General features: G+C 60.5%; 16 protein-coding genes. 14 read left to right on the forward strand and 2 right to left on the reverse strand.

Going from position 1 to position 13950, the window contains the following annotated elements:
* Positions 1-41 precede the first annotated feature (41 nt).
* Together pmbA and cybC are read left to right on the forward strand one after the other, a co-directional pair.
* The gene (gene pmbA, locus RE418_RS08825) at positions 42-1382 is read left to right on the forward strand and encodes a metalloprotease PmbA (RefSeq protein WP_025304390.1); all 1341 of its coding nucleotides are present in this window, start codon (positions 42-44) and stop codon (positions 1380-1382) included.
* A gap of 138 nt (positions 1383-1520) precedes the next feature.
* Positions 1521-1907, forward strand: a complete 387-nt coding sequence (gene cybC / locus RE418_RS08830) for a cytochrome b562 (protein WP_016930224.1) — start codon at positions 1521-1523, stop codon at positions 1905-1907.
* Between the two features lie 4 nt (positions 1908-1911).
* On the opposite strand, the gene RE418_RS08835 is transcribed toward cybC, so the two are convergent.
* Positions 1912-2694 carry a helix-turn-helix domain-containing protein gene (locus tag RE418_RS08835; protein ID WP_164099813.1) on the reverse strand — a complete coding sequence of 261 codons (783 nt, stop codon included), beginning with the start codon at positions 2692-2694 and terminating at the stop codon, positions 1912-1914.
* A gap of 283 nt (positions 2695-2977) precedes the next feature.
* Between RE418_RS08835 and RE418_RS08840 the strand changes: the two genes are divergently transcribed.
* The 3 genes from RE418_RS08840 to RE418_RS08850 are packed head-to-tail and all read left to right on the forward strand — an operon-like array spanning position 2978 to position 6091.
* Positions 2978-4432 (forward strand): FAD/NAD(P)-binding protein, encoded by a 1455-nt coding sequence (locus RE418_RS08840; protein WP_025304387.1) that lies wholly within the window; start codon positions 2978-2980, stop codon positions 4430-4432.
* On the forward strand, positions 4429-5310 hold the full coding sequence (locus RE418_RS08845; RefSeq protein WP_060448025.1) for a formyltransferase family protein: 882 nt from the start codon (positions 4429-4431) through the stop codon (positions 5308-5310). The genes RE418_RS08840 and RE418_RS08845 overlap by 4 nt, the downstream gene beginning before the upstream one ends.
* Complete coding sequence (locus tag RE418_RS08850) at positions 5303-6091, forward strand: sulfite exporter TauE/SafE family protein (protein ID WP_025304385.1); 789 nt, start codon at positions 5303-5305, stop codon at positions 6089-6091. Before RE418_RS08845 ends, RE418_RS08850 begins: the two co-directional genes overlap by 8 nt.
* A gap of 37 nt (positions 6092-6128) precedes the next feature.
* On the opposite strand, the gene rnk is transcribed toward RE418_RS08850, so the two are convergent.
* Complete coding sequence (rnk, locus tag RE418_RS08855; protein WP_004936993.1) at positions 6129-6539, reverse strand: nucleoside diphosphate kinase regulator; 411 nt, start codon at positions 6537-6539, stop codon at positions 6129-6131.
* A gap of 444 nt (positions 6540-6983) precedes the next feature.
* Between rnk and RE418_RS08860 the strand changes: the two genes are divergently transcribed.
* The 9 genes from RE418_RS08860 to RE418_RS08900 all read left to right on the forward strand — a co-directional run bounded on the left by RE418_RS08860 (position 6984) and on the right by RE418_RS08900 (position 13942).
* Positions 6984-7310 (forward strand): glycine dehydrogenase, encoded by a 327-nt coding sequence (locus RE418_RS08860; protein WP_086013604.1) that lies wholly within the window; start codon positions 6984-6986, stop codon positions 7308-7310.
* Between the two features lie 36 nt (positions 7311-7346).
* Entirely contained in the window at positions 7347-7712 is a 366-nt protein-coding gene (locus RE418_RS08865; RefSeq protein WP_004937000.1) for a glycine-rich SFCGS family protein, read from the forward strand.
* Entirely contained in the window at positions 7712-8008 is a 297-nt protein-coding gene (locus RE418_RS08870) for a DUF4312 family protein (protein WP_004937003.1), read from the forward strand. Before RE418_RS08865 ends, RE418_RS08870 begins: the two co-directional genes overlap by 1 nt.
* A 30-nt stretch (positions 8009-8038) precedes the next feature.
* Positions 8039-8815 (forward strand): DUF4311 domain-containing protein, encoded by a 777-nt coding sequence (locus RE418_RS08875; protein WP_004937006.1) that lies wholly within the window; start codon positions 8039-8041, stop codon positions 8813-8815.
* A gap of 11 nt (positions 8816-8826) precedes the next feature.
* A complete protein-coding gene (locus tag RE418_RS08880; protein ID WP_004937013.1) occupies positions 8827-9477 on the forward strand; it encodes a DUF4310 family protein in 651 nt (216 codons plus the stop codon).
* 60 nt (positions 9478-9537) lie between these two features.
* Positions 9538-10677, forward strand: coding sequence for an amidohydrolase/deacetylase family metallohydrolase (locus RE418_RS08885; protein ID WP_089181376.1), 1140 nt, complete (start codon positions 9538-9540; stop codon positions 10675-10677).
* The gene (locus RE418_RS08890; RefSeq protein ID WP_043141950.1) at positions 10661-11779 is read left to right on the forward strand and encodes a DgaE family pyridoxal phosphate-dependent ammonia lyase; all 1119 of its coding nucleotides are present in this window, start codon (positions 10661-10663) and stop codon (positions 11777-11779) included. Before RE418_RS08885 ends, RE418_RS08890 begins: the two co-directional genes overlap by 17 nt.
* Positions 11776-12516 (forward strand): KDGP aldolase family protein, encoded by a 741-nt coding sequence (locus tag RE418_RS08895; protein WP_089181375.1) that lies wholly within the window; start codon positions 11776-11778, stop codon positions 12514-12516. The genes RE418_RS08890 and RE418_RS08895 overlap by 4 nt, the downstream gene beginning before the upstream one ends.
* Before the next feature lie 211 nt (positions 12517-12727).
* Positions 12728-13942 (forward strand): lactonase family protein, encoded by a 1215-nt coding sequence (locus RE418_RS08900; protein WP_089181374.1) that lies wholly within the window; start codon positions 12728-12730, stop codon positions 13940-13942.
* Positions 13943-13950: the final 8 nt, after the last annotated feature.

Here is a 13950-nt window from a genome sequence, read left to right on the forward strand (position 1 = left end):
GCACTTTTCTCAACGATTTTCTGATTAATTATGGCAGATTGATGAAAGTAGTCACTCAAGTTGCAGAACAGCGCAAGGCGCTGGAACAGGCCGTTTCTCAGGCGCTGGAGCTGGCCCGCGCCGGTTCCGACGCGGCGGAAGTGGCGGTCACCAAATCGACCGGCATCAGCGTCAGCACCCGCTTCGGCGAGGTGGAAAACGTCGAGTTCAACAGCGATGGCGCGCTGGGCATCACCGTGTATCACCGCCAACGCAAAGGCAGCGCCTCTTCCACCGATCTCAGTCCGGACGCCATCGCCCGCACCGTACAGGCGGCGCTGGACATCGCGCGCTACACCTCTGAAGATCCCTGCGCCGGCCCGGCGGAGAAAGATCTGCTGGCGTTCGAGGCGCCGGATCTCGATCTGTTCCACCCGACCGAGCTGGACGCCGAGCGCGGCATCGAGCTGGCGGCGCGCGCCGAGCAGGCTTCGCTGGCGGCGGACAAACGCATTACCAATACCGAAGGCGGCAGCTTCAACAGCCACTACGGCATCAAGGTGTTCGGCAACAGCCACGGCATGCTGCAAAGCTACTGTTCCAGCCGCCACTCGCTGTCCAGCTGCGTCATTGCGGAGCAGGACGGCGATATGGAGCGGGATTACGCTTACACCATCGGCCGTGCGATGGGCGATCTGCACAGCCCCGAGTGGGTGGGGCAGGAGTGCGCTCGCCGCACGCTGGCGCGTCTCGCGCCGCGTAAGCTGTCGACCATGAAGGCGCCGGTGCTGTTCGCCTCCGAAGTGGCCACCGGGCTTTTCGGCCATCTGGTGGGCGCCATCAGTGGCAGCAGCGTCTACCGTAAATCCACTTTCCTGCTGGACTCGCTCGGCAAACAGATCCTGCCGGAATGGTTGACCGTCGAGGAGCATCCGCACCTGCTGAAAGGGCTGGCGTCAACGCCGTTCGACAGCGAGGGCGTGCGCACCCAGCGGCGCGATATCATCAAGGACGGCGTGCTGCAGACCTGGTTGATGACCAGCTACTCGGCGCGCAAGCTGGGCCTGCACAGCACCGGCCATGCCGGCGGCATCCATAACTGGCGCATTGCCGGGCAGGGCGCGGACTTCGCCGGCATGTTGAAACAGCTTGGCACCGGCCTGGTGGTCACCGAGTTGATGGGCCAGGGCGTCAGCGGCGTCACCGGCGATTACTCGCGCGGCGCCGCCGGTTTCTGGGTGGAAAATGGCGAGATCCAGTACCCGGTTAGCGAGATCACCATTGCCGGCAACCTGAAAGACATGCTGCGCAACATCGTCAGCGTCGGCAGCGATATCGAAACCCGCAGCAATATCCAGTGCGGTTCGGTGCTGCTGCCGGAAATGAAGATCGCCGGTCAGTGATCCTCTGCGCGGCCGGCGCCCGCCGGTCGCGCGTTATCCCGTCTCAACCTTGCTTACAAATCTCCGGTTTCGGTTTTGCCCGGCCTTGCCTATGGTAACGGTGGGTTAATTAAAACAATAACTGGAAGGTGAGCAAACATGCAGAATACCCTGAAAGCGCTGGCGGCGTTGACGCTGCTGGCAGCCAGTTCGCTGGCGGTCGCCGCCGATCTGGGCGACGATATGGACACCCTGGCGGAAAACTATAAAACGGTGCTGAATACCGATTCCGCCGCTACCCTCACACAGAGCCTGCAAAACATGCGCGCCGCCGCGCAGGATGCCAAACAGGGCACTCCGCCGAAGCTGGAAGACAAAGCCGCCGACAGCCCGGAGATGAAAGATTTCCGCAGCGGGTTGGATACCCTGATCGGCCAGATCGATCAGGCGCTGGCCCTGGCCAATCAGGGCAAAGTCGCCGAAGCGAAGCAGCTGGCGCAGGGCTTCAAGCAAACCCGCGACGCCAACCACAAGAAATTCCGCTAATCCGTCAACCGTCGCGCCCGTCTTCCGTCAAATAGGAGGAGGGCGCCTGCCCGAGCACGCGGCGAAACATGGTTGAAAACGCCGCGCTGCTGTCATATCCCATTTCCATCGCCACCTGCGTTACGCTGCGCCCTTCGGCCAGCAGCGCCAACGCCAGTACCACGCAGGCGCGCTGGCGCCATTGCGAAAACGGCAGGCCGGTCTGCGCGCGAAAGAAGCGGCTGAAGGTGCGAATGCTCATGTACAGACGAGGCGCCCACCGCTGCGCGGAGTCGTGGGCGTCGGGGTGCTGCAAAAAGGCGCGGCACAGCTCGCCTAACCGAGGATCGGCGGGTAGCGGGATGTGCAACGGCAAGGGCTGCAGCCTGGCCAGCTCATGCAGCAGCAGTGTTGCCAGCGCTCCGTCGCGCCCCTCTTGTTCATACTCCAGTGGCATATCCACCGCCGCCATCAACAGCTGGCGCATCAGCGGAGTGACGCTGACCACCTGGCATACCTGCGGCCGTTCGGCGGGCAACGCGCCGGGTTCGAGGTACAGGCTGCGGGTGGTGACGCCGACCATCCTCACCGCGTGCGGCATCTGCGGCGGCAGCCATACCGCGTGCTGCGGCGGGACGACCCAATTGCCTTGCTGCGTGAAAACGTGCATGACGCCGGTGGCGCCGTACAGCAACTGCGCGCGCCGGTGGCTGTGCATCGGCAGCAGGTGTCCCGGCGGATAATCGGTGCCGATGGCGATCACCGCGCGCGTTACCTGGTCGATGTCATCAATGCGGACGTTGCGCATGTGTTTCCTTTGGCGGGCAGATTGGCCGAAACGCAATGATAGTTGGCCTTTCATATAAAGCAAGCCAGCGGCCGCCGCCCTACTATCGGGGCAGAAAAATAATGCTTGTTCGCGGTGCCGTTATTTTATCGGCCATAAAGCCCGTGCAAGATTTCACACCGGGGTGGGACGAAGGTTTTCGTTCTCGCAATACAAGAAGTTAATAAGGAATAAAGCGTCATTTTATTCCAACACCTGAAGCAATAGTTCTTAGCGCAGTTCAATGACTATAAGGTGATATTTCATGTATAAGTTCGGTGTGGTTGGCGGCGGAGCCGCCGGGATCGCTTTTGCGTATAACTTTATAAAAAATAAGTCGGTTAATCATTGCAAAAGGCCGCTTTCCCTGACGGTGTTCGACAAGCAGGGCTTCAAGGGCGGAATGGCATACAGCAGCGATTTTGACAGCCATATATTAAATATGACGCCGGAAAATATGTCGGCGGATATTTTCGACGACACGCACTTCGTTGATTGGATCGCCATGCATTTCCCGCAGTTTTGCCAGGATCGTTATCCGCCGCGCTGGCTGTATCGGGAATATCTCGATTTTATTCGCGACATGACGATTTATATGGCGGCGGACAGTAACGTCGCGCTGAATTTCGTGACCGCCGAAGTAAATGCCATCGCGCCGCTCGAAGCCGGCTACCGGCTGACCACCACCTGTGGCAGCGCCGAACAGATGAATGCGCTGGTGCTGTGTTCGGGGCACAACCCGCCGGAATGTCTCTATCCGGTGGATGGCGTGATCGCTTATCAGGCCCACCAGGATCTGCCGCCGATCAACCCTTATTCGAGCATTGGCGTGATCGGCTGCAGCCTGACGGCGATTGACGCCATCGTTGAGCTGATGGAGCGCCTGGGGGCGACCGACATCTGTGCCCTGTCGCGTTCGGGCCTGTTCCCCAGCGTGCAGCCGGCGCTGATGCGTCCGCCGCCGGAAGCGTTTGTTGAGGCGCTGCGGCGCTTTGTCGCCGGCCGCGATTTTATTGACGCGCATCAGCTGGTACATGCGATCAATGCCGCGCTGGCGCGCCACTATCCGGGGCCGGAGCGGCTGACGGTGCTCTCGGCGCTGGGGGAAAGGCGCGATTGCTATCGCGATCTGGCAGACAGTCTCGATCGCGCGCGTTTTGCCCGGGAGCATATCTGCAGCTATCTGGCGGCGATCCACCCGGCGGTGTGCGCCGCCTGGGTCAAGATGGATGCCAACAACCGGCAGGTCTTCATGCGCTTTTACAACTCCTCCTGGATGCGCAATCGACATGCCATGCCGCTAAAGAACGCCAGCAAGATCGTGGCGGCGCTGGAGAGCCAACGTTTGCGTGCCTGCGGCGGCCTGGTGGATATCAGTAAGGGGGCGGACGGGTTTATCCTTCGTTGCCATGAGACGCGGGTGCATGCGCAGTATCTGTTCAACTGCACCACGCCTTCTTATCAACTGCCGCCCAACCGCCTGAGCCATCAGCTGCTGCAAGACGGGCTGGTGCAAGAGAACCTGTTCGGCGGCGTGAAGTGCAACCCGCACACGCTGAAAATCGCCGACCGACGCGGCCGTGAGCAGCATCTCTACTCGCTTGGCGCGCCCGCCAAGGGCGATCTGTTTTACACCTCGGCGATGGAATCCATCACGCGGGATATCAGCAAGATCGTGTTCAACAACCCTATTTTCAATGCAAAGAAGGCTGAAGTATGAAAAACGTAGCGCTCTTTGTCGGCAACGACATTTTCTCCTGGCTGGTGTGTCAGGATTTGATCGCCGCCCTGAGGGACGAGTGTACTTTTACGGTGTATTTTCCCCTGGCGAAAAGCGCCGGGCGCACGCAGGAGCCGGCGGTTCGCCGCCTGGGGCTGTATGAGCGCGAGGTGCTGAATGATTTCGTGTTCCCGTTCGTTGGCCGCAACGCCGCCGCCTGTGAGGGCGCCTATCAGCCGCCGGCTCTGTTCCTGGCCGCCGCCGGGGTCAAAGCGCATCGCGTTCTCGACATCAATGACGCCGCGTTTATCAGCAGCCTGGGCCATATGGACGGGGTGATCTCTTTACGCTGTTATCAGAAATTTTCCGCCGACTATGTGCGCGCCTTCAGCCGACACGGCAAGCTGCTGTGGAACCTGCATCCGGGAGATTTGCCACGCTATCGCGGGGTGATGACGCTGTTCCGCGCGATGATGAACGGTGACAGGGACTGTGCGGTAACGCTGCATGAAATGGATGAGCACTGGGACGCCGGCCCGGTGATCGCCCGTCTGCCCGCCGAGCTGCGCCACGATCTGTCGTTCCTGGAAAACATGATGTTGCTGGGCGTACAAAGCGGCACCTTTTTGGCGCGCCAGCTGATGCGGGCGGAGCACAGCGAAGCGATAACGGCGGAAAAGCAGGGCGATTCGCGCTACTGGGGTTTCCCGGATGCGCAGACGCTGGCGCAGGCGGAACAGGCGGGCATTGAGCTGGTGGACCATGACGCCGTGCGTGAGCAGTATCTGGGGCTGTTCGTCGGCGATCGCTTCCACCCGCTGGCGGGGCAGTTCTGCGCCGGGTTCGACGACTTCGTGCGGGCGCACGGCCATGATTGAAACGTTGATTGTACTGGGGGCCGGTTTTCTGACCGGCATCACCACCATTCTGTTCGGCTTCGGCGGCGGCTTTGTAGTGGTGCCTTTCGTCTATCACTTGATCTCTGTGTCGGGCGAGCAGCCCGGCCAGGCGATGCATATCGCGGTGGCAACCTCGACGGCGGTGATGATCCTCAACGCGAGTTACGCGACGCTGACCAACTGGCGCAGCGGCAACCTGCTGCGCGAAACCATCGTGCCGCTGATCTTTTTCATCGGCATCGGCGCTGCGCTGGGCGCGTTCGCCTCCTCACTGCTGGCGGACGGCGTGATCCGCGGGCTGTTTGTGGTCTATATGGCGGTGACCATCGCCGACTGTCTGTTCCGCCGAGGTTTTCTGGTCAAACCGGCGCGCGCCGACCTGTCCCCCGCCACGTTGTGGGGCGGCGGCCCGCTGATAGGCGGTATCGCCACGCTGCTGGGGGTGGGCGGCAGCGTCATGACGGTGCCGCTGCTGCGCCGCCACGGCTACGACATGAAATATTGCGTCAGCGCCGCCAACCCGCTGTCGATCCCGGTGGCGGTGATCGGGGCGCTGATGTATATCGTGTTGGGGTGGCACGAGATGAGCGGGCCGCAGTATCTGGGCTACGTCAATCTGAACATTCTGGGGCTGCTGGTGGTGGCGGGGATTGCGGGGATCGTGTTTGCCAGGCGCTGTTTGCCGAAGGTGAGCGATGCGCTGCATGCCAAAATCTACGTGCTGCTGCTGATCGCCGTGCTGATCGCTATCTGCCTCTGAGACAGAAAGGGCGGCCGGATGCCGCCCTGAAAACCGCTTAACGGTGGTATTCGCCCGCCGCTTCCGGCTGGTACAACAACTCCAGCACTTCAATCCGCGCTTCTTCACCGTTCGGCAATTGCCAGGAGATCTGCTTGCCGACGTGCATGCCAAGCAGCGCTGCGCCCAGCGGCGCCATCACCGACAGCTGATCGTGGCTGTCTTTCAGCGATGCCGGGTAAACCAGCGTGCGCACGTGCTCTTCATCGGTGTGCAGATCGCGAAAACGCACGCGGCTGTTCATGGTCACCACGTTGGCCGGCATTTTCTCCGGCGGCAGGATTTCCGCGCGATCCAATTCGTCGTTCAGCGCGGCGGCGACGTCGGTATTGGCAAAGGCCGGTTGTTCCAATAGCGCATCCAGGCGTTCCGCATCCAGCTCATTAATAGTAATGATGGGTTTGGTCATTCCACTCTCCAGTCAAATCAAAGGGCGCCAGTCTGTGCGCCCATAAATTCGGAAAAACAACACAAAGCAACACCCCCGCGCCAGAGGAGCGGGGGTGTGGGTAATGTCGATTTGTCCCATTGATAGTAGGCGGTTGGGGCGAGAAAAGAAAGAGATCCCGATCACGAAGGCTTTTATCGTCAATCGAGGCAAAAAAAACCGTTAGCCGGGTTATGTAATTGTTATCTCATTCACTTTTTCGCCGCAGCGCCGTTTTGCGAAATGGATCCCCGCGCGTCATTCAATTTCCACTTCGAACTGGAAAAAACCGGTCTACACAGAAAATCTTGTCGGGGGTAGGGTAAAGACATCACAGAAAGCGGGTTATTCAGGTGATGCGCTTTACGGTTTACTGATTAATGTGGGATCTAGGGGTACTGAAAAGTGAATGATGGATCTGCTTCGATAAAAGAAATTGAACAATCCGATGTCAGCGAAGCCGGTGAGATCACCGCTCGGGTGCTGGCGGATATTACCGCGATGCTGAATGCTGAGAATATTTATACCAATGCGGTGCAGCAACAGATGCTGGAATCGCATATTCGCGCCATGGTGCTGCGTTCAATAACCGGTGAGCCGTTGCCGGAGGTGGATAAATCGCTTTTCGACGAAATTTCCGCCGAGTCCATGCAAATGGCGGAACGCGTGGTGAATCAGTTTGGCACATTGCCTATCGAAGAAGCCTATTTGCTGTCCGTGCACTTCGAAGTGGCGAAAGATAATAACGCATAGCGGTTAACGCATCGATTTCAATCAGGAGAATATACCATGGGTCAAATTACCGTAGTGATCGGCGATCGTTTGGGCAAAGGGCAAAAAGTCGGCCAGGGCGTTGAAAACGCAGGCGGAAAAGCGGTGGTCATCCCCGGCGTGGCGGCGGATATGAAGCTGGGCGACGTCATGAAAGCGGAAAACGCGCAGCTGGGCATCTCTTTTTGCGGCAGCGGCGGCGCAGGCGCGATTACCGCGCAAACCAAATACGGCTACAAGGCCAAATACGGCATGCGTTCGGTGGAAGAGGGCGTGACGGCAATTAACGAAGGCTGCAACGTGCTGGGTTTCGGCTTTATGGATAAAGAAGAGCTGGGCCAGAAACTGGTGGAAGCCTACGTCAAAAAACATGGCAACCCATAATGAAAGAGCAATATACCACATCGGTAAAGGTGGAGGGTAAAGGCGACAGCAAAGCGAAAGCTTTTGCTTCCGCCTTGGCTAATGTGCAGGGCGCGGTATTAAAGTCCACCAACAATATTCTGCTGCGCATCGAGCCGCAGGACGTCAGCGTAGTGAAAGCGGAAGAGAAAATAACTAAAGAGAAATTTCTTTTCTTCTTTTTGCCGCGTGAAAGAAAGAGCTATGCCGTTTCTCTGGAAATAACCGTGAACGTAACCATTATCAATACCGAGAAGGTTGTCTTCGTCACGAAATAAAAACGTTAGCATAAATGAAAGGGTATACTGATGTTTTTAATCATCTTATTTAAATCGATTATTATCGGTGGGCTGGTGGGGGTCGGCGTAGGGGCCGGCGCCGCACGCATGTTCCACGCGCCGACAACACAGGGCATGGGAGCGTTTCGCACCCTGGGCGAGCTGAACTCCTGCGAGGGCGATCCGGCTTCCCACTTCTCATTCGGTCTGGGCTTCTTCTTCAACGCCTGGGCGTCTTCCGTGGCGGCGGGCTCCTTCACGCAGGACGTCGATCACCGCATCATCCCGCACTGGGGCGCGGCGGCCCTGATGGTCAAGAACCGCAATCTGGCGCAAACGCTGCACGATCCGAAAAAAATGGCCATCGCCTGCGGCATCATCGGCATGCTGGTGGTGGCCTTCCTCAATACCACCGCTTCCGCCGTGCCTGCCGCGCTGCAGGTTACCGCCATCAAGGTGCTGGTGCCGGCGGCCAACCTGCTGGTGAACACCGTGATGCCGGTGATCTTCTGGCTGGCGGCGATCGACGCCGGGCGCCGTTCCGGCTTCTGGGGCACCATTTTCGGCGGCCTGGCGCAGCTGATCATGGGCAACGCCGTACCGGGCCTGGTGCTGGGCATTCTGATCGGCAAAGGCGTGGAAGAGAGCGGCTGGAACAAAATCACCAAGATCATGATGGCGGTGATCGTGCTGCTGTTCGTGCTGAGCGGCTTCTTCCGCGGCTTCGACATGAAAGTTCTCGAGTCCTTCAGCCTCGGCGTGCCGGGTTGGCTGGACGCCATTCACAACACCCTGAGCGGTAAATAAGGAGCGGGATGATGGAAGAGCAAACCCAAAAAGGCTTCTGGTACGCCGACTGGTCATTCCCGATTTTTGTTGGCCTGCTGTCCTCCGGCGTGTTCGCCGGGACGCACATGTACTACCTGTACGGCATCGGCGCCTTTAACGAAGTGGCCTTCGTCTCCATGCTGCGGGCGGGGATGGATACCGGCGTGTACGGCGCGGTGGCGGCGTTCGGCGCCAGCTTCCTGTTCGCGCGCATCATCGAAGGTTCGCTGGTGGGCATCCTCGACATCGGCGGCGCGATCCAGACCGGCGTCGGGCTGGGCGTGCCGGCGCTGCTTTTGGGGGCCGGCATCGTGTTCCCGGTCGCCAACTTCGCCGCTTCGCTGGCCACCGGTCTGATCATCGGCCTGGCGATCGGTTACGTGATCATTCTGGCGCGCAAATTCACCATCAATCAGAGCAACTCCACCTACGGGGCGGACGTGATGATGGGGGCGGGCAACTCGTCGGGCCGCTTCCTCGGGCCGTTGATCATCCTGTCGGCGATGACTGCCTCGATCCCGATCGGCATCGGTTCGCTGCTCGGCGCGCTGCTGTTCTATATCTGGGGTAAACCGATCACCGGCGGAGCGATCCTCGGCGCGATGATCCTGGGGGCGATCTTCCCGGTAGCCATTTCTTAAGAGGCCTGCGCCAGGCGCCGCCCGATACGGCGGCACCCGGGCTAACAGGAGCAATGCGGTATGTATGACTTAGTAATCAGAGGCGCCAGACTGGCGGACGACACGCTGATCGATCTGGCGGTGAAAGACGGCAAAATAGTCTCGGTGGGGCGGTTGGCGGCGGACGTCAGCGCCGTTCGCCAGCTGGATTTGGCGGGCAACTGCCGCCTGAGCGCCGGTTGGATCGACGCGCACGTGCATTGCTATCCCGAATCGCCGATTTACCATGACGAGCCGGATCGGGTCGGCGTCGCCAGCGGCGTCACCAGCGTGGTCGATGCCGGTAGCACCGGCGCCGACGATATCGACGCCTTTTATCAGCTGACGCGCAGCGCCAAAACCAACGTTTTCGCCTTCCTCAATATCTCGCGCATCGGCCTGCTGCGGCAGAACGAGCTGGCGGAGATGACGGACATCGACAAGCGCGAGGCCGGCCAGGCCATCGCCAACCACCCCGGCTTTGTCATCGGCATCAAGGCGCGCATGAGCAGCAGCGTGGTGGGCAAGAACGGCACTCGCCCGCTGGTGTTGGCCAAAGAGATCCAGCAGGAAAACCGCCAGCTGCCGTTGATGGTGCATATCGGCAATAACCCGCCGGATCTGGATGAGATCGCCGATCTGCTGACCCGCGGCGACATCATCACCCACTGCTACAACGGCAAACCGAACCGCATTCTGACGCCGGCGGGCACGCTGCGCGAGTCTATCCAGCGCGCGCTGCGGCGCGGCGTATTGCTCGACGTAGGGCACGGCACCGCCAGCTTCAGCTTCGAGGTGGCGCGCCAGGCGATCAAATTGGGCATTTTGCCGCACACCATCAGCTCCGATATTTACTGCCGCAACCGCATGAACGGACCGGTGCACAGCCTGGCGACGGTGATGTCCAAATTCTTCAGCGTCGGCCTGACGCTGCCGCAGGTGATCGCCTGCGTGACGGAGAACGCCGCGTCGGCGCTGCAGCTGAGCGGCAAAGGGCGGCTGGAGCCGGGCTATGACGCCGATTTCACGCTGTTTGAACTGCGCCGCGAACCGCAGGTGTTCGCCGACGCCGAAGGGCAAACCGCCGAGGGCGAACAGCTGTTGGTGCCGCTGGCCGCCGTGGTGGCCGGGGAAATCCTATTAACCGAACAAGGGGAGGCAAGCCATGTCTTCGATTTATGAAAAATACGGTTTGAAGCAGGTGATCAACACCTCCGGCCGCATGACCATTCTCGGCGTTTCTACGCCGCGCCAGGACGTGATCGACGCCGTTGATTACGGCCTGAACCACTATTTCGAAATCAAGGATCTGGTCAACAAGACCGGCGCCTATATCGCCGATCTGCTCAACGTGGAGGATGCGGTGATCGTCTCCTGCGCCTCTGCGGGCATCGCCCAGTCGGTGGCGGCGGTGATCGTTAAAGATAACGCCAATCTGCTGGTGAACCTGCATTCGGCGCCGGTGACCGTGCCGCGCGAGATCGTGCTGCCGCGCGGTCACAACGTCAACTTCGGCGCGCCGGTGGACACCATGGTGGCGCTGGGCGGCGGCAAGGTGGTGGAGGCGGGGTACGCCAACGAATGTTCGCCGGAGCAGATTGAAGCCTGCATCACGCCGCAGACTGCGGCGATCCTGTACGTCAAATCGCACCACTGCGTGCAGAAAAGCATTTTGTCCGTCGAACAGGCGGCGGTGGTGGCGCGCAAGCATAACCTGCCGCTGATCGTCGACGCCGCGGCGGAAGAAGATCTGATGTGTTACTACCAGATGGGGGCCGATCTGGTGATCTACAGCGGCGCCAAAGCCATCGAGGGGCCGACCAGCGGTCTGGTTGTCGGCAAGAAACAGTACGTCGAGTGGGTGAAGTTGCAATCCGGCGGCATCGGCCGGGCGATGAAGGTCGGTAAAGAGGGCATCCTCGGCCTGACGCAGGCGATTGAAAGCTATCTGACGCTTGAGAAAACCACCGGGCAACAGATGGTGGAGCGGATGACGCCATTCCTCAACAGCCTCAACACCCTGACCGGCGTCAGCGCCAAGACCGTCTGGGACAGCGCCGGCCGCGATATCGCCCGCGCCGAGATCGCCTTTGACGAAGCGGTGCTGGGGCGTTCGACCTATGACATCGTCCAGGCGTTGAAAACCGGCGATATCGCCATTTACTTCCGCGGCTATAAGGCCAACGAGGGCAAGATTGAGGTCGACGTGCGCAGCGTCGACGAGCAACAGCTGATGACCGTCTTTAGCTGTATCAAAAACCTGTTTACGGAGAAACAAGCATGAAGCTGCAGCCTAACTACTATCGCGACCGCGTCTGCCTGAACGTGCTCGCCGGCTCCAAAGCCAACGCGCAGGACATCTACGCCGCGGCGGAAGGCCATGTGCTGGTGGGCGTGCTCTCCAAGAACTACCCGGACGTCGACAGCGCGGTGACCGACATGCTGCGCTATGCGCGCCTGATCGAAAACGCGCTGTCGGTCGGCCTGGGCGCCGGCGATCCGAAGCAGTCGGCGATGGTCAGCCTGATCGCTCAGCAGGTGCAGCCGCAGCACGTTAACCAGGTGTTTACCGGCGTCGGCGCTAGCCGCGCGCTGCTGGGCCAGAACGACAGCGTGGTCAACGGCCTGGTGTCGCCGACCGGCCGCGTCGGTTGGGTGAAGATTTCTACCGGCCCATTGAGCGCCGCGGCGCCGGACGGCATCGTGCTGGTGGAAACCGCCATCGCCTTGCTGAAGGACATGGGCGGCAGCTCCATCAAGTATTTCCCGATGGGCGGCCTGAAGTGCAAGGACGAATACCAGTACGTCGCCAAGGCCTGCGCCGAGCATGACTTTATGCTGGAGCCGACCGGCGGCATCGATCTGGAGAACTTTGAGCCGATCGTCGAGATCGCGCTGGCGGCCGGCGTGAAACGCGTGATCCCGCATATCTACAGCTCGATCATCGACGCCGCCAGCGGCGACACGCGTCCGCAGGACGTGAAAACCCTGCTGGCGATGACCAAAAAGCTGGTGGGCTGAACGCACAATGGGATGAGGTAAACGCTGGGAGGCGAAGGTTTTCCCGTGGCGCGGCATGCCGCGCCGTTACCTATAGCCTATAGCTTTCAAGTTGCAGCTAGGCGGCAAGCGCAGGAGCCCCAGGAGCTTACTTAAGTAAGTGACTGGGGTGAGTGTGGGCAGCCAACAACGCTGCGGCTTGAAAGATGACGGGTATATACTGAGGACTACTATGCGAAACTGGCAGGCTCCAACCCGACGCACCGCGTTGTTCCTGGCGCTGCTGGCCGTGACCGGCCCGGCGCTGCATGCTGAGGATGCAATGAATTCCACGTCATCTCATTTCGCCTATATTGGCACCTACAATCCCAACGGCGAAGGCGTTTACCGGGTGCAGGTCGATCCGGCCAGCGGCGCGCTGAGCCACGCCACGCTGGTCAGCAACGTGCCGAATCCGGCGCAGCTGACGCTGGGCGTCGGCGGCAAAACGCTGTATGTCGCCAGCGAAGTGGACGATTTCAACGGCGGTAAGCACGGCGGCATCACCGCCTACCGGGTCAATCCGGCCGACGGCGGCCTGACGCAGCTCAACCAGGTGGATTCGCAGGGGGCGGGGCCGGTGTATCTCTCATCGACGCCGGACGGGCGGCATCTGCTGGTGGCGAACTACGTCAGCGGCAGCGTGGCGGCTTTCCCGATCGAAGCGGACGGCCGCCTGGGCACCGCCAGCTCGGTGCAGCAACAACAGGGCCCGGCGGGCGCTGCCAAACCGGCGGCGGCGGTGAACGGCAGCTTCGCCATCAGCGATCACAACGGCCCGCATGCCCATATGATCGCCAGCGATCCAAGCGGCAAGTTTGTGTTCTCTACCGATCTGGGATTGGATCGTATCTACCAATGGCGCTTTGACGCCGCGAGCGGCCGGCTGACGCCGAACGATCCACCGTGGATCGCTGCCTCGTCCGCCGGCGCCGGCCCGCGTCACTTTGTGTTTCATCCGGATGGCGACACCGTGCTGCTGGTGAACGAAGAGGCTTCGACGTTGACCAGCTACCGTTTTGATCGCCAAAAAGGTACTCTGAAACAACTGCATGCAGTTTCCGCGCTGCCCGCCGACTATCAGGGTACCAGCTTCGCTTCGGGGCTGGCGCTCAGCAAGAACGGCGACACGTTGTACGTCGCCAACCGGCTGCATAACAGCATTGCCCAGTTCAGCGTGGGCGCCGGCGGCAAGTTGAAACCGGTGGCGGAAACCTGGACCCGCGGCGATTACCCGCGTTCGCTGACGCTGAGCTTGGATGGCCGCTATCTGTATGCGTTGAACCAGCGCAGCGATAACGTCACTCGCTTCAGCGTCAACCCGACGGACGGCAAGCTCAGCTTTGTGGGCGGCTATCTGCCGATCGGCAGCCCCTCGCAAATGGCGTTTCTGCCGCCGGCGAAGTAACCCGTGGC

Origin of the sequence: Serratia sp. szju, assembly GCF_044594185.1 — a bacterium.
Classification (GTDB): Bacteria; Pseudomonadota; Gammaproteobacteria; order Enterobacterales; family Enterobacteriaceae; genus Serratia; species Serratia bockelmannii.

Bases quoted from the DNA above. Each gene is read 5' to 3' on its own strand.
- pmbA (WP_025304390.1), top strand. From the start codon at position 42: ATGAAAGTAGTCACTCAAGTTGCAGAACAGCGCAAGGCGCTGGAACAG.
- RE418_RS08865 (WP_004937000.1), top strand. From the start codon at position 7,347: ATGGGTCAAATTACCGTAGTGATCGGCGATCGTTTGGGCAAAGGGCAA.
- RE418_RS08875 (WP_004937006.1), top strand. From the start codon at position 8,039: ATGTTTTTAATCATCTTATTTAAATCGATTATTATCGGTGGGCTGGTG.
- RE418_RS08900 (WP_089181374.1), top strand. From the start codon at position 12,728: ATGCGAAACTGGCAGGCTCCAACCCGACGCACCGCGTTGTTCCTGGCG.
- RE418_RS08890 (WP_043141950.1), top strand. From the start codon at position 10,661: ATGTCTTCGATTTATGAAAAATACGGTTTGAAGCAGGTGATCAACACC.
- RE418_RS08845 (WP_060448025.1), top strand. From the start codon at position 4,429: ATGAAAAACGTAGCGCTCTTTGTCGGCAACGACATTTTCTCCTGGCTG.
- RE418_RS08835 (WP_164099813.1), bottom strand. From the start codon at position 2,694: ATGCGCAACGTCCGCATTGATGACATCGACCAGGTAACGCGCGCGGTG.
- RE418_RS08880 (WP_004937013.1), top strand. From the start codon at position 8,827: ATGGAAGAGCAAACCCAAAAAGGCTTCTGGTACGCCGACTGGTCATTC.
- cybC (WP_016930224.1), top strand. From the start codon at position 1,521: ATGCAGAATACCCTGAAAGCGCTGGCGGCGTTGACGCTGCTGGCAGCC.
- RE418_RS08895 (WP_089181375.1), top strand. From the start codon at position 11,776: ATGAAGCTGCAGCCTAACTACTATCGCGACCGCGTCTGCCTGAACGTG.
- RE418_RS08850 (WP_025304385.1), top strand. From the start codon at position 5,303: ATGATTGAAACGTTGATTGTACTGGGGGCCGGTTTTCTGACCGGCATC.
- rnk (WP_004936993.1), bottom strand. From the start codon at position 6,539: ATGACCAAACCCATCATTACTATTAATGAGCTGGATGCGGAACGCCTG.
- RE418_RS08840 (WP_025304387.1), top strand. From the start codon at position 2,978: ATGTATAAGTTCGGTGTGGTTGGCGGCGGAGCCGCCGGGATCGCTTTT.
- RE418_RS08885 (WP_089181376.1), top strand. From the start codon at position 9,538: ATGTATGACTTAGTAATCAGAGGCGCCAGACTGGCGGACGACACGCTG.
- RE418_RS08870 (WP_004937003.1), top strand. From the start codon at position 7,712: ATGAAAGAGCAATATACCACATCGGTAAAGGTGGAGGGTAAAGGCGAC.